Annotated in this window: 12 protein-coding genes; 6 read left to right on the forward strand and 6 right to left on the reverse strand. The window is 71.5% G+C overall.

Features of this window, described 5'->3' with window-relative positions:
* The first annotated feature begins 76 nt into the window (after positions 1-76).
* On the forward strand, positions 77-1,708 hold the full coding sequence (locus DMB42_RS34430) for an IucA/IucC family protein (RefSeq protein ID WP_260478125.1): 1,632 nt from the start codon (positions 77-79) through the stop codon (positions 1,706-1,708).
* Between the two features lie 104 nt (positions 1,709-1,812).
* Positions 1,813-2,781 carry an STAS domain-containing protein gene (locus DMB42_RS34435; RefSeq protein WP_260478140.1) on the forward strand — a complete coding sequence of 323 codons (969 nt, stop codon included), beginning with the start codon at positions 1,813-1,815 and terminating at the stop codon, positions 2,779-2,781.
* Here DMB42_RS34435 and DMB42_RS34440 read toward each other — a convergent pair.
* Together DMB42_RS34440 and DMB42_RS34445 are read right to left on the reverse strand one after the other, a co-directional pair.
* Positions 2,767-3,531 (reverse strand): SDR family NAD(P)-dependent oxidoreductase, encoded by a 765-nt coding sequence (locus tag DMB42_RS34440; RefSeq protein ID WP_125641445.1) that lies wholly within the window; start codon positions 3,529-3,531, stop codon positions 2,767-2,769. The genes DMB42_RS34435 and DMB42_RS34440 overlap by 15 nt on opposite strands.
* 14 nt (positions 3,532-3,545) lie before the next feature.
* Complete coding sequence (locus DMB42_RS34445) at positions 3,546-4,655, reverse strand: alanine racemase (protein ID WP_125641448.1); 1,110 nt, start codon at positions 4,653-4,655, stop codon at positions 3,546-3,548.
* 249 nt (positions 4,656-4,904) lie between these two features.
* Between DMB42_RS34445 and DMB42_RS34450 the strand changes: the two genes are divergently transcribed.
* Complete coding sequence (locus DMB42_RS34450) at positions 4,905-5,840, forward strand: zinc-binding dehydrogenase (protein ID WP_125641451.1); 936 nt, start codon at positions 4,905-4,907, stop codon at positions 5,838-5,840.
* Positions 5,841-5,867: 27 nt separating this feature from the next.
* Here the strand turns inward: DMB42_RS34450 and DMB42_RS34455 are convergent, their stop codons facing one another.
* On the reverse strand, positions 5,868-6,815 hold the full coding sequence (locus tag DMB42_RS34455) for an endo alpha-1,4 polygalactosaminidase (protein WP_185845004.1): 948 nt from the start codon (positions 6,813-6,815) through the stop codon (positions 5,868-5,870).
* Positions 6,816-6,957: 142 nt separating this feature from the next.
* Here DMB42_RS34455 and DMB42_RS34460 point away from each other — a divergent pair, with 142 nt between their 5' ends.
* Genes DMB42_RS34460 through DMB42_RS34470 form a run of 3 tightly spaced genes read left to right on the forward strand, consistent with a single transcriptional unit; the run spans position 6,958 to position 9,973 of the window.
* Positions 6,958-8,244: an ABC transporter substrate-binding protein gene (locus DMB42_RS34460; RefSeq protein ID WP_125641457.1), complete on the forward strand. Its 1,287-nt coding sequence runs from the start codon at positions 6,958-6,960 to the stop codon at positions 8,242-8,244.
* A complete protein-coding gene (locus DMB42_RS34465) occupies positions 8,241-9,161 on the forward strand; it encodes a carbohydrate ABC transporter permease (RefSeq protein WP_125641460.1) in 921 nt (306 codons plus the stop codon). The genes DMB42_RS34460 and DMB42_RS34465 overlap by 4 nt, the downstream gene beginning before the upstream one ends.
* Positions 9,158-9,973, forward strand: coding sequence for a carbohydrate ABC transporter permease (locus tag DMB42_RS34470; RefSeq protein WP_125641462.1), 816 nt, complete (start codon positions 9,158-9,160; stop codon positions 9,971-9,973). The genes DMB42_RS34465 and DMB42_RS34470 overlap by 4 nt, the downstream gene beginning before the upstream one ends.
* Here the strand turns inward: DMB42_RS34470 and DMB42_RS34475 are convergent.
* The 3 genes from DMB42_RS34475 to DMB42_RS34485 form a co-directional block, all read right to left on the reverse strand.
* Positions 9,963-10,793 (reverse strand): SMP-30/gluconolactonase/LRE family protein, encoded by an 831-nt coding sequence (locus tag DMB42_RS34475; RefSeq protein ID WP_125641465.1) that lies wholly within the window; start codon positions 10,791-10,793, stop codon positions 9,963-9,965. The genes DMB42_RS34470 and DMB42_RS34475 overlap by 11 nt on opposite strands.
* Positions 10,794-10,946: 153 nt before the next feature.
* Positions 10,947-11,705: an IclR family transcriptional regulator gene (locus DMB42_RS34480; RefSeq protein WP_125641468.1), complete on the reverse strand. Its 759-nt coding sequence runs from the start codon at positions 11,703-11,705 to the stop codon at positions 10,947-10,949.
* Between the two features lie 137 nt (positions 11,706-11,842).
* Positions 11,843-12,952, reverse strand: coding sequence for an exo-alpha-sialidase (locus DMB42_RS34485; protein ID WP_125641471.1), 1,110 nt, complete (start codon positions 12,950-12,952; stop codon positions 11,843-11,845).
* Between the last annotated feature and the right edge of the window lie 17 nt (positions 12,953-12,969).

The following is a 12,969-nucleotide window of genomic DNA, read 5'->3' on the forward strand; positions in this document are numbered from 1 at the left end:
GACCTGTCCTACCCTTTTGTACTGATCAGTGTCCACAGGGTTGTCACCGGGGATGTTCCTGGATACGGCGGGGGTCATGCGGCATTCGGTGGAGTTCGCGGCGGAGCTGGCCGCCGTGCGCCCAGATCTCTCACCCGGGTACGCCGCGGCCCTTCCCGGCGCACGGGCCGCCGTCATGGGCCGGTTGTGGCGCGGCCTGCTCTGCGAGCCCCTGCCCGGCCTCGGCGAGCGCGTCGCCACGGGCGGCGACGTCCGCGTACGGCTCGCGGACGGCCGCGACCTGACCCGGCCGGCCCGGCTGCCGTACGACCTGACCGGCGAGCCGGTGTTGCGGCTGGACGGCGTCGCGTACGCCGATCCGGCCGGGCTGCTGGCCGCGCTCGGCCTGCCCGGCTCGGAAGGGCTGGTCGACGACCTGGACAACAGCGTCGCCTCCATGGCGCTGTCCCGCGCGGGCGCGGCCTCCCCCGTCCGCGAGCCGGGCCCCGAACACCACGAGCAGAGCGTGGTCGACGGCCATCCCTACCATCCGGGCTGCCGCAACCGGCCCGGGGTGTCGGTGGCCGAGCAGCTGGCGTACATGCCGGAGCACCGGCCCGTCGTCGCGCTCGACCTGGTGTCGGTGCCCGCCGCCGAATGCCTGGTCACGGGGCCGTGGCCGGGCTCGCTCATGGACGGCGACCGGCTGCTGCTGCCCGTGCACCCCTGGCAGACCCGTCACGTGCTGCCGGAGCTGGGCGTGCGCCCGTACGCGACCGGGGTGCTGCCGTGCCACCCGCTGATGTCCGTACGGACCCTCGCCCCCCTGGACGGCGGCCCGCACCTCAAGACGGCCTTCACCGCCCGGATGACCTCCGGCGTCAGGGACATCTCACCCGGCTCGGTACGCGACTGCGTCCCCCTGTCGGACCTGCTCACCACCCTGTCGGCCCGGCTGGGCGGCCGGCCGCGCATCGCCCGCTACCTGTCGGGGGCCGCGGCCACCAGCCACGGCGAGCACACCGCGGACCTGTCCGTCATGCTGCGCGAGCCGACCCCGCGCCGGCCCGGCCGCACCGTGCTCCCCGTCGCGGCCCTCGCCGTCCCGCCGGCCGGGGACGGGACCGCGTTCCCCCTCGCCGGGCTGATCGGGACGGCCCGGCACGAGGCGGCGCGCGAGTGGCTGGCGGCCTTCGCCGACGTGGCGATGGCGGCGGCGCTCGGCCTGCTGGCACTCGGGGTCGCGCTGGAGGCCCACGGCCAGAACCTGCTGGTCGTGCTCGACCGGCGGGGCGCGCCCGTCGAGCTGGTCTACCGCGACCTGGCCGACGTCCGGATCAGCCCGGCCCGGCTGGCCCGCAACGGGTTCGGGACGCCGCCGGTCAGCGCCCGGCTGCTCAGCGACGACCCGGAGGTCCTGCACGCCAAGCTCTTCGGCTCGCTCGTCGGGACCACGTTCGGCAGTCTCGTCTCCCTTCTGGGTCAGGGGGACCGTACCTTTGAGTCACGTCTGTGGGCCGTCGTGGCGGCGGCGGCGCGGCGGGCCTTCGACGCGCTCCCCGACACCGCGGACGTGCGCGCCGACCGCGACGCCCTGTTCGGCGAGCGGATCCGGGTGAAGGCGCACCTGCTCGCGCGACTGGCCGGCGCCCCACCCGGCGACAGCTGGACGACCCTGCCCAACCCCCTCACCCAAGGCGCGTCCTGGGCCCTCGCTCACGCACAGTGAGCGCCTGGCTCTTTTCCCGGCCGAGGAGGAGGATGGAGCAAGCCCGCCCCTGCGGCGCGCCGATCTCCGATCACGCAGAGTTCAGGGAAGGAGCGGATCCGGTGATGCAGCTATCCGTACGGCTCGTCCCCGTCGGCGACACCACTCTGGTGATCGCCCTGGCGGGCGAACTCGACTCGACGACCAGTCCCATCCTGGCCGCCTTCCTCGACCCCCTGCCGCGCTCGCGGGTAAAACACGTGATCGTGGCCGCGGGAGACCTCTGGTTCTGCGACCTCAACGGCCTCGAACAGCTCGCGATCACCCACCGCGCCATGCAGGTGAAGGGCGGCCACCTGGCCGTGGCCGAGGCCCAGCCCGCGCTCCGCCGTCTCGTCGCGCTCATGGCCGAGCACGGCGGCACCGCGATCCCCGTCTTCACCACGATGCCCGACGCCCTGGCCGGGACCGGCATCGAGATCTACGAGCAGGCCGGGCCGCCCAGGCCGCTCGGCCGGCACCTGCCGCACTTCCGCCGGGCCCGCGACCCCCGCCTCGAACGGCCCCACAGCACGCGCCCCGCCCGCTGGCCGACGATCATCCACCGGCTCCGGTCGGCCAACGAGGAGCTGGAGAGCGCGAACGAGGAGCTGCGCTCGGCCAACGACGAGCTGCGGCACGCCAACGACGCGCTCACCGCTCGTACGACGGAGCTCGACGAGGCCAGCAGGTTCGCCGACTCGCTGGTCCGCGGCCTGGGCGACGCCGTGGTGGTGCTCGACGCGGACATGCGGGTGGTCATCTGGGGGGCGATGGCCGAGGAGTTGTGGGGGGTGCGGGCCGGCGAGGCGGTGGGCCGTCCGCTCGCCTCGCTCGGCACCGGGCTGCCGGTGGAGGCGATCGTCCCGCTCGTCCGCGACACGCTGGCCGGGCGGGCCGGGTCCAGGATGGTCGCGCTCGACGCCGTCAACGAGCGCGGACGGCCGACGCCGCTCACCGTCGAGCTGTCCCACCTGCGTACGGGCGGCGACTCCGGGCACGGCCTGATCATCGCCATGAAGGTGCCGCGGTCCGGCGACTCACATGATCGCTAGCTGCCCGCCGTCGATCACCAGCTCGGTGCCGTGGATGAACGCGGCGTCGTCGGAGGCGAGGAAGGCGTACCCGGCGGCGACCTCCTCGGCGAGCCCGGCGCGGCCCAGCGGGATGTGCTCGCGTTCGTAGGAGGAGACGAAGTCGTCGGCGAGCCCGGACGAGATCGACGCGTTCAGGGGGGTCTGGATGTAGCCGGGGCACAGGGCGTTGACCCGGATGCCGTGCTTGCCGAGCTCGACGGCCATGGTCTTGGTCAGCAGCAGCACGCCGCCCTTGGAGGCGTTGTAGTGGGCGTAGTCGGCCTCGCCGCCGAGGCCGTTGGTCGAGGACATGTTGAGTATCACGCCGCCCGTCCCCCGTTCCACCAGGTGGCGGGCCACGGCCTGGGCCATCAGGAACATGCCGCGCAGGTTCACCGAGACGATCCGGTCCCAGTGGCCGGGCGTGATCTCCAGGAACGGCTCGCGCCAGGCGGTGCCGGCGTTGTTGATCAGCACGTCGACGCCGCCCAGGGTCTCGATCGCGCCCGCCACCAGCCGGGCGACGTCGTCCTCCGAGCTGACGTCGCCGGCCAGGCCGCCCACCTCGCCGAGCGGCGCGAGCTCGGCGACGGCGCGGTCGACCTCGTGGCCGGCGAGCCCGGTGAGCACCACCCGCGCGCCCTCCTCCAGGAACCTGCGGGCGGTGGCGGCTCCGATGCCGCTGCTGCCCCCGCTGATCAGCACCCGCTTCCCGGCCAGTCCCCGCATGACTCCGTCCTTCCTCAACGCACCGCGCCGCGGGCCGCGACGCGCAGACCAGTGGTGACCCGCCCGTTCTCGACGCCGTGCGCGACGTCGAAGAGGTTCACGACCGAGCAGGCGTGACTCGGGATGAGCTGCACGCGCGTGCCGACGGGCAGTTCCCCGGTGTGTTCGGGGTCGAGGCGGGCGACGGCGTGCTCCTCGTTGAGGAACACCATGTGCACGTACGGCCGCCCGGCCACCCTGATCCAGTCGGGCATGCCGCTGCCGTCGGAGGTGAGGCACTTGGTGCCCGCGTCGAACACGACCCGTTCCGGCGTCGGCCTGGCGATCACGGTGGCCAGTACGCGGGCCGCCACGGTCTGCTCGGTGGCCACGCCGAGGCGCATCATCGAGGCGTCGTTGAAGATGTAGGTGCCGGGCCGGATCTCGGTCACCCCGGCCACGCCGGCGACGTGCCGGGCGGTGGGGGTGGAGCCGACGCTGATCTCGCGCAGCTCGATGCCGTCGGCCGCGCACAGCTCGGCGGTGGCCACCAGGTCCTCGCCCTCGCGGCGGGAGGTCTCGGCCAGTTCCTCCGGGGTGCGGGAGTGGTAGGCGTGCCCGGCCAGGGTGAGCAGCCCGATGACGTCCACGCCGGGGATCGCGGCGATCTCGGCCACCAGGTCGGCCGTGGGACGGCCGGGCGGGCGGCCCAGCCGGTGCTGGCCGGTGTCCACCTCGACCAGCAGCTCGATCGGCGGCCCCGGCCGGCGGGCGAGACCGGCCGCCACTTCGGGGGAGTCGAGGCTGACCCGTACCCGGGCGCGCTCGCGCAGGGCGGCCAGGCGGCGCAGCTTGGCCTCGCCCCAGACGGGGAACGCGAGCAGGATGTCGTCGATCCCGGCGTCGGCCATGATCTCGGCCTCGCCGAGCTTGGCGCAGGTGATACCCGTCGCCCCGGCTTCGAGCTGGGCCAACGCCAGCTCGGGCATCTTGTGGGTCTTGATGTGCGGGCGCAGCCGGACGCCGTGCCGTGCGGCGGTCTTGGCCATCTCCGTGACGTTGCCCCTGACCACGTCGAGGTCGATGACCAGCGCGGGAGTGTCGATCTCGGGGTACATACGTGGTTCGCCCCTCTCGAAGTTCATCAGAAAATAGCACTATTCCGCATCACGCACTAGCGTTCCGCTACACGGAACTGATTGACTGGCCGACGACGACAGCGCCTACAGGCGTGCCGTCAAGTCATCGGAACAGCATTCCGTATCAAGGAAAGTAGGGGTGTGTATGAGGCTCGGCACCGTACGGGTCGGGGAGAGCGGCCGCGCGGCCGCGGAACGCGAGGAAGGACGGTACGCCCAGGGCGTCCGTCCGGCGGCCTCCCCGGTGGTCGTGCGATGAGGGCGCTGGTGTTCACCGGTCCTGCCGCGGTCGAGCTGCGGGACCTGCTCGAGCCCGCCGTCGGGGCGGACGAGGTGCTGGTCCACGTGGCCGCCTCCGGCATCTGCGGCAGCGAGCTGCACGGCGTCAGGACGCCCGGGTTCCGGGTGCCGCCGCTGGTCATGGGGCACGAGTTCGCCGGACTCACGTCCGACGGGCGGGCGGTGGTGGTCAACCCGATCCTGTCGTGCGGCTCGTGCGACGTGTGCCGGCTCGGCCTGCGCAACGTGTGCCGCGAGCGGCGGATCGTCGGCGTGCACCGGCCCGGCGGGTTCGCGGAGCGGGTGGCCGTGCCCGAGAGCACGCTGGTCGAGCTGCCCCAGGGCCTCGGCTGGACGGCGGCCGGGATCGTCGAGCCGGCGGCCAACGCCGTCCACGCCTGGTCGCTGGCCGGGGCGCCCGCCGGGACCCGGGTGGGCGTGTACGGCGCCGGCGCGATCGGCCTGTCCTGCCTGCTGGTCGCCCTGTCGGGCGGGGCCGCCTCGGTGGAGGTGGCCGACCGCTCCGAGCGCCGCGTGGAGATCGCCCGCCGCCTCGGCGCGCGGTCGGCGGGCGCGGCGCTGACCGGCGAGTACGACGTGATCTTCGACGCGGTCGGCGCCGCGGTCACCCACGAGCGCTCGCTCGCCCTGCTGCGCCCCGGCGGCACGGCGGTCTGGCTGGGCCTGGCCGACCCCACGGCCGGGTTCGACGCGACGGCCCTGGTCCGCGGCGAGCAGCGGGTGCTCGGCTCGTTCGCCTACACCGACGCCGACTTCGCCACGGCCGTGGAGACCGTCGGCGAGTGGGACCTGAGCTGGGTGCGGACGTTCCCGCTCGCCGACGGCGCGGAGGTGTTCACGACCCTGATGAACGGCCACGACACCCCCGTCAAGGCCCTCCTCAGCCCGTGACGGGCAGGGGGCGGCCCCGCCGCCCCCTTACTTGCACGGCTTGTACGGCATGTCCTTCAGCGAGTAGTCCACGGCCTTCTTGATCGCGTTGATGCCGAGCTTGGCCGCCTTGGGGCAGAACGTCGCCGGCGCCGTCTCGTACTCGACCTGGAACACCGGCTTGCCCGCCTTGACGAACACGCTCAGCTCGCCGCACTCGTCGAACTGGAAGCACTCCTCGTTGACGGCGTAGTCGAAGCTGGAGACCAGCTCGCCCGCCTGGCTGAGGTCGTTCTTGAGCGCCGCGGACAGGCCCTTGCGGTGGGCCAGGTCGGCCAGCGCCCGGTTGTAGACGAGCTGGGTGGCGGGGCTGACGGTCCAGCCGGTGACCGTCTTGCCCTCCTCGTGGGCGTTGACGACGTCGAACTCGACCCCGTCGAAGCCCGCCTGGGCGCACTTGTCGACCCGGGCCGCCATCATCCTCAGCAGGAAGTCCCGCTGGCCCTGGTCGTTGTTGATGTTGGCCCAGCGCTCGTTCGGGAACTCCTTGCTGAACGGCTTGCCGAGCAGGGAGTTGCCGTGGCTCTTGTGCCAGTCGACGAACTGCTGGTAGTCGGGCCGGTACTCCTCGATCGAGCCGGCGTCGACGTAGCAGATCGCCTTCGCGCCACGGGCGTGGACGGCCTTCACGGCGGCGGTGTTGAGCGTGGTGTTGTTGCCCACCACGTCGCCGTCGGCGTACAGGTCGATGTCGAACACGCTCGGTCGCACGCACGCGCCGCCCGACTGGGGCGCCACGCAGATGTCGACGTTCACGCCGCCGGTCGCGGCATATTTGGCGTTGCCTTGGAGCTGGTACTGCCAGCGGCTCTGCAGCGGCGGCTTCCACGGTCCCGCCTGCGCCGTCGCGGGCGCGACGAGTGCCGCGAGCGGCGCGCAGCTCAGTGCCGCGACCACTGCCAGCCGGGCTAAGAGCGTCCTGGTTCGCACGTTCACCTTCATTCCGTCTAGTGGAACTCTAGTCTGCATCGTGGATGCGTGACTATACTCGCCGCACGCAGCGGGCCGCCACGCCCGCCGTGCTCTGTGGAGGGAACCCCATGGCACGAGTCATTCACAACATCCGCGAGACCGGCCGATGAGGCCCGGTACGACGGTCGCCGTCGTCGCCCTGGCCCTGGCCGTGGCGAGCTGCGGCGGCGGAAGCCAGGAACAGGCGACCGGCCCGGTCGAGATCACCATCTGGCACGGCCAGGAGGACACCTCTGCCAAGTCGATCGAGAAACTGGTCTCCCGGTTCAACCAGAGCCACCCCGACATCAGGGTCAGCACCGAGTCCGGTGGCGCGACCGCCGACGGCATGCTACCCAAGATCACCGCCGCGCTCACCTCGGACGCCTACCCCGACATCGCCTACCTGTACGGCTCCTGGGCGCCCAACGTGGCCAGGAACCCCAAGACCGCCGACCTCACCTCATACGTCAAGGACCCGGCCGTCGGTTGGACCGACTTCTGGGCCAACGAGCGCGAGGCGGTCACCGTCCAGGGCAAGGTCATCGGCTTCCCCGCCGTGGTGGACAACATGGTGGTGCTCTACAACAAGAGGCTGCTGGCCAAGGCGGGGGTCAAGGCCCCCGGCCCCGACTGGACCTGGGACGACTTCCGCGAGATCGCCAAGAAGACCACGGACGCGCAGAGCGGCGTCTTCGGCACCACCTGGGCGATCAGCGGCGGCGAGGAGGCCGTCTGGGGCCTGTGGCCGCTGCTGTGGCAGTCGGGCGGCGACATCCTCACCCCCGACCACAAGAAGTCCACGTTCAACTCGGCGGCCGGTCAGCAGGCGCTCGGTCTGATCAGGGACATGGCCGTGGACGACAAGTCGGTCTACCTCGACTCCAGCCCGGCCGAGAAGGGACAGAAGCTGTTCGAGTCCGGACGGCTCGCCATGTTCCTGTCGGGCCCCTGGGTGCTGCCCGACCTCCAGGCGGCCAAGGTCGACTACGGCGTCGTCCGGCTGCCCGGCACCAATGGCAACCACGAGACCGTCTCCGGCCCGGACAACTGGGTGGTGTTCGAGCACGACGAACGCCGGGTGAAGGCGGCGACCACGTTCCTGACCTGGCTGACGGCCGCGCAGCAGCAGCTCGTGTGGATGAGCGACACGGGCTCCCTGCCCGTTCGGGAGTCGATCACCAAGCTGCCCGGCTACCAGGACTATCTCCAGAAATATCCGGGTATCGAGGTGATCTCCGAGAACCTGGCCAACGCCAAGCGCGTCCGGCCGCCGACCACCAAGTACCCCCGCGTGTCCTCCTTCGTCGCCGAGGCCATCGCGGAGGCGCTGCTCGGCAGGACCGACACCAAGACCGCCCTGGACGAGGCCGCCGCCAAGTCCGACGCGGTGCTGGCGGTACCGGGATCATGAGCAGCGCCACGGTCAGCGCGCCGGCCGCCCGGCACGCCAAGGAACGGCGCAGGCTCGGCGACCACGTCGCCGGCTGGTCGTTCGCCGGCCCGGCGACGCTGATCATCCTCGGGTTCGCGCTGGTGCCGATGGCGTGGGCGCTGGCGCTGTCGTTCACCGACTCCGACCTGATGAAGACGCCCGAGAACGTCGGCCTGGACAACTACCGGGCGCTCTTCCAGGACCAGGTGTTCTTCCAGGCGGTGCGCAACACCGGGCTGCTGCTGGTGCTCTACATCCCGGCCTCGCTGGTCTTCGGCCTGGTCGTGGCGGTGCTGCTGAACAGGAAGGTGCGCGGGATCGGCTTCTACCGGACCGCCTTCCTGGTGCCGTACGTGGCCTCGGCCACCTCGGCCGGCCTGCTCATGGGCTACATCTTCGACCGCGACTTCGGCCTGATGAACGGTGTGCTCGTACAGCTCGGCCTGCCGATGCAGGGGTTCCTGAGCAGCCCGTCCCAGGCCATGTACGTGCTCACGCTGATCTTCTTCTGGACCAGGTTCGGCTTCGCCGTGGTGATCTATCTGGCGGCCATCCAGGAGATCGACAAGGCAGTGCTGGAGGCGGCCTCCATCGACGGGGCGGGACGGTGGGCCACGTTCCGGCACATCATCGTCCCGTCCGTACGGCCGATCACGCTCTTCCTCGCGGTGTGGGGCGTGATCGACGCGCTGCAGTTCTTCGACCTGGTCATGACCACGACCCAGGGCGGCCCGGCCAGCGCGACCGTGACCATCGTCTACTACGTGTGGCAGCTCGCCTTCCGCTACTCCGCCGCCGGGTACGGCGCGGCCGTGGCGTACACGCTGTTCGCCGGGACGCTGCTGCTGATCGTCGTGGGCCTGGTGGTCGCGCGGCGGAGAGGGGCCGTGCGATGAGAGGACGCCTGCCCAGCAAGTGGCATCTGGTGCTCGCGCCGATGTCGCTGGTGACGCTGCTGCCGTTCGTGTGGCTGGTGCTCAGCTCGGTCATGACGCAGGCCGAGCTGAACCGGTTCCCGCCGCCGATCCTGCCCGACGGCATCGATCTCGGCGGTTACCGCACGGTCATGGAACGTTCGGACTTCCCCCGCTGGTTCCTCAACAGCGTGCTGGTGTCGGGCGCGATCGTGGCGGCCCAGGTCGTGCTCTGCAGCATGGCCGGGTACGCCTTCGCCCGGATCAGGTTCATCGGCTCGCGGCTGACGCTGGTCCTGATCATCGCGACCGCGCTGATCCCGTTCCAGCTCACCGTGATCCCGACGTTCCTGATGTTCAGCCAGGCCGGGCTCGTGGACACGCTGGGGGCGCTGATCATCCCGCAGCTCAGCTCCTCGGTCGGCATCTACCTGATGACCTCCTTCTTCCAGTCCTTCCCGAAGGAGCTGGAGGAGGCGGCGCGGATCGACGGGTGCTCGCGGGTCGCGCTGTTCTTCCGGGTGGTGTTGCCGGTCGCCAAGCCGGCGCTGGCGGCGCTCGCCGTGATCACGTTCATCACGGCCTGGAACGATCTCTTCTGGCCGCTGGTGGTGATCAACTCCGAGGCGAACTACACCGTCCAGGCGGGGCTGACCACGTTCCAGGGCCAGCACCGGGCCGACTGGCCCGCGATCATGGCGGGCACGGTGCTCACCACGCTGCCGGTGCTGGCGGTGTTCCTGTTCGGCCAGCGCCGCTTCGTGCAGGCGCTGACCGGGGCGGTCAAGGGGTGAGACCCCTGTAGGGGTTCGCCGGCAGGCCGGTGTGGGGTGTGCGGCAGCGCCACAACTCCCCGCCGGCGCTGCCGTCCCAGGCGGTGGTCACGTAGAGCACGTCGAGGTCGGGGCCGCCGAAGGCGCAGCTCGTGACGTTGGCCGCGGGCACGTCCACGGTCAGGTCGGTACGCCCGTCCGGCCGCAGCCGTACGACCGCCCCGCCGCCCCACAGCGCGACCCACACGTGGCCTTCGGCGTCCACGGTGAGGCCGTCCGGGCCGGGCAGGGCGGTGAACTCCCGGCGGCCGTCGAGGTCACCGGTCTCCGGGTCGTAGTCGAAGACGTCGACGCGGTCGGTCGCGGTGTCCACGTAGTACATCAGGCGCTCGTCGGGGCTCCAGCCGATGCCGTTCGAGATCGTGACGCCGTCCAGGACCTTCTCGCACGTACGGGCCGGGCCGAGGCGGTAGAGGGAGCCCGCGCCGGGGGTGTCGTCCTCGGCCTTCGTACCGGCGAAGAACCGGCCCGCCCGGTCGCAGGCGCCGTCGTTCATGCGGTTGCCCGGGGGCTCGGGCGGGCTGGCGACCAGCTCGGTGCGGCCGTCGGCGTGGCGGGCGAAGCCGTCCCTGAGGGCGACCATCAGGCCGCCGGCGGCGTCGGGCACGGCCACGCCGACGGGGCGGCCGAAGTCGATCGTCTCCTGTTCGTCGCCGGCCGGGTCGAGTCTGTGCACGCGGCCCTTGGGGATGTCGACCCACAGCAGGGTGGCCGTGGCGGCGTCCCACCTCGGGCCCTCGCCCAGGGTCGCGGGAGGCACCGGGACCTTTTCCAGCTTCATGCTCTGTCTCCTGGTCCGTGATGCGGAACGTGGTTCCGCTTCTTGCTCGACCGTAGTCGGCTGAGGTCCCTTTGGGGGAGGGGGCGACACCCGAGAGGGCCGCCGTTCGAAGGGGTCGCCGTCCGGGGAGCGCTGTTCTTGTGTACGGCGGGGTCAGACCTCGGTGGTTATGGCGCGGCGGAGGCCGAGGCCGACCTCTTCCAGGCGGGCCACCGACATGCGGTCCTTGATGGCGGTCACGCTCACCGCCGCCACCGGCGCCGTCTTGCCCATGAAGACCGGCGCCGCCACGCACCGCACCCCGGGCTCGTTCTCCTCCAGGTCGAGCGCGTACCCGCGCTGCCGGACCTGGTCGAGGTGGGTGGCGAGCTTGGCGGGGTTCGTGATCGTGTTACGGGTCCTGGTGGCCAGCGGCCCGTAGCGCTCGGCCCACGCCTTGACCGCCTCGTCCGTCGGGTACGTCCAGGCCAGCAGCGCCTTGCCCACCCCCGTGCAGTGGGCCGCGTTGCGCCCGCCGACCACCGAGGTCATGGTGATCGACCGCACCGCCTCCACCTTGTCCAGGTAGACGACCTCGCCGCCGTCGAGCATCGCCATGTGCACGGTCTCGGAGAACTCCTCGCTGAGCCGCAGCAGCAGCGGCCGGACGAGTGTGCGCAGGTCCATGGACTCGTAGAACCTGAAGGCCGTGGCCAGCAGCTCGGTGCCGAGGAAGTACGGCCCGCTCGGCTCCGGCTGGGCCGCGAAGCCGCGATGCTTCAACGCCCCGAGCAGGCGATGGAGCGAGCTCTTCGGCAGCCCCAGCCTGGTGGCCAGCTCGTCGAGCGTCACCCCCCTGCTGTGCTTTCCGATCTCCTGCAGGATCAGCAGGGCACGATCGACGCTCCCCACAGGGGACTGAGTCTCAGCCACTGAACTCTCCCTCGCCTATTCCGCTGATCGGAATGCTAGCGCGTAATACGGAACATCGCCGCACACGCGGTCAACACAGTGGGTGTCTCAGCGTAGTCAGAACAGCCCTGTGCCAGCACTTCCGTGACCGGGAAAACCTATGCGAGGAAAGGCCCGGCGGCGTTCGCGCGGAACTCGGCGACCGGGATGCGCCGGAAGACAATACTCTCGTACGGCCCGAAGTCCCCGGTCTCGAACAGCAGCCCGACCGTGTCGTCGTCCACCCTGACCAGGTCGGAGTAGGCGGCGGGCAGCCCCGAAACGGTGTGCGCGGAACGCCAGGTGACGCCGAGGTCGTCGCTCGCCCGTACGGTCATCAGAGCCCGCGCGTCGGGCGCGGCCGGACCGGAGAACAGCAGCACGCCGGGCGGCTCGCACCACAGAACGCTGCCCTCGACCACCGGCCCGGCCAGCCCGGCCTGCGGACGGAAAGGCAGGTCGAGCCGCTGGCCGCCGTCGGAGGAGCAGGCGTCGGCCCGGGTGCCGGGGGCGGCGGAGTCCGTCCTGGCGTTGAGGTAGAGGCGGCCGTCGGGCAGCTCGGTCGCGGTGGTCTCGTTGACATTGACGTAGCCGTCGGGATTGTCGTCGACGTACCCGATCCGCCAGGTACGGCCGCCGTCGTCGCTGAGCAGCGCGTGGCCGCCGTTGTACTTGCCCTCGGTGCCGTTGTCGGAGCCGGTGGGCGGCAGGGAGTGGTTGCCGGGCACCACGACGCGCCCGCTCCTGAGCCGGACGGCGTGCCCCGGGCCGGTGGCGTACCAGCGCCACTCGGGACGCTTGACGCTGCCGGTGATCTCGCGCGGAGCCGGCCAGGTGACCCCGTCGTCCGCGCTGACCTGGACGAACACCCGCCGCCCTTCGGCTGCCTGCACCTGACCCCGCCGGATCTTCTCCTCCGTCGCCGACGGGCCCTGGCGGACCGTGACGAGGACGATCCGGCCGTCGTCCAGCACCACGGGCGCGGGGTTGCCCACGGTGCCGCGGCGCGGCTCGGTGGCCACCACCTGGAGGGGACCCCACGTCAGCCCGCCGTCGGTCGACCGCCTGAGCACCAGGTCGATGTGGCCCGAGTCGCCGGCGGACCCGCGCCGCCCCTCGGCGAAGGCCAGCAGCGTCCCCGCCCCGGTCACCACGACCGCCGGGATGCGGAAGGTGTGATAACCCTCGGTCGCCGCCCGGTACACGACCGACATGGGGTAAGGAGTCATGCCGGCACGCTAGGCCC

Origin of the sequence: Nonomuraea sp. WAC 01424 (assembly GCF_003947315.1) — a bacterium.
Lineage (GTDB): Bacteria > Actinomycetota > Actinomycetes > Streptosporangiales > Streptosporangiaceae > Nonomuraea > Nonomuraea spiralis.

What these genes read in the sequence shown, in the direction of transcription:
- DMB42_RS34460 (WP_125641457.1), top strand. Translation starts at nt 6,958, where the DNA reads ATGAGGCCCGGTACGACGGTCGCCGTCGTCGCCCTGGCCCTGGCCGTG.
- DMB42_RS34475 (WP_125641465.1), bottom strand. Translation starts at nt 10,793, where the DNA reads ATGAAGCTGGAAAAGGTCCCGGTGCCTCCCGCGACCCTGGGCGAGGGC.
- DMB42_RS34485 (WP_125641471.1), bottom strand. Translation starts at nt 12,952, where the DNA reads ATGACTCCTTACCCCATGTCGGTCGTGTACCGGGCGGCGACCGAGGGT.
- DMB42_RS34470 (WP_125641462.1), top strand. Translation starts at nt 9,158, where the DNA reads ATGAGAGGACGCCTGCCCAGCAAGTGGCATCTGGTGCTCGCGCCGATG.
- DMB42_RS34445 (WP_125641448.1), bottom strand. Translation starts at nt 4,655, where the DNA reads ATGAACTTCGAGAGGGGCGAACCACGTATGTACCCCGAGATCGACACT.
- DMB42_RS34440 (WP_125641445.1), bottom strand. Translation starts at nt 3,531, where the DNA reads ATGCGGGGACTGGCCGGGAAGCGGGTGCTGATCAGCGGGGGCAGCAGC.
- DMB42_RS34435 (WP_260478140.1), top strand. Translation starts at nt 1,813, where the DNA reads ATGCAGCTATCCGTACGGCTCGTCCCCGTCGGCGACACCACTCTGGTG.
- DMB42_RS34465 (WP_125641460.1), top strand. Translation starts at nt 8,241, where the DNA reads ATGAGCAGCGCCACGGTCAGCGCGCCGGCCGCCCGGCACGCCAAGGAA.
- DMB42_RS34430 (WP_260478125.1), top strand. Translation starts at nt 77, where the DNA reads ATGCGGCATTCGGTGGAGTTCGCGGCGGAGCTGGCCGCCGTGCGCCCA.
- DMB42_RS34450 (WP_125641451.1), top strand. Translation starts at nt 4,905, where the DNA reads ATGAGGGCGCTGGTGTTCACCGGTCCTGCCGCGGTCGAGCTGCGGGAC.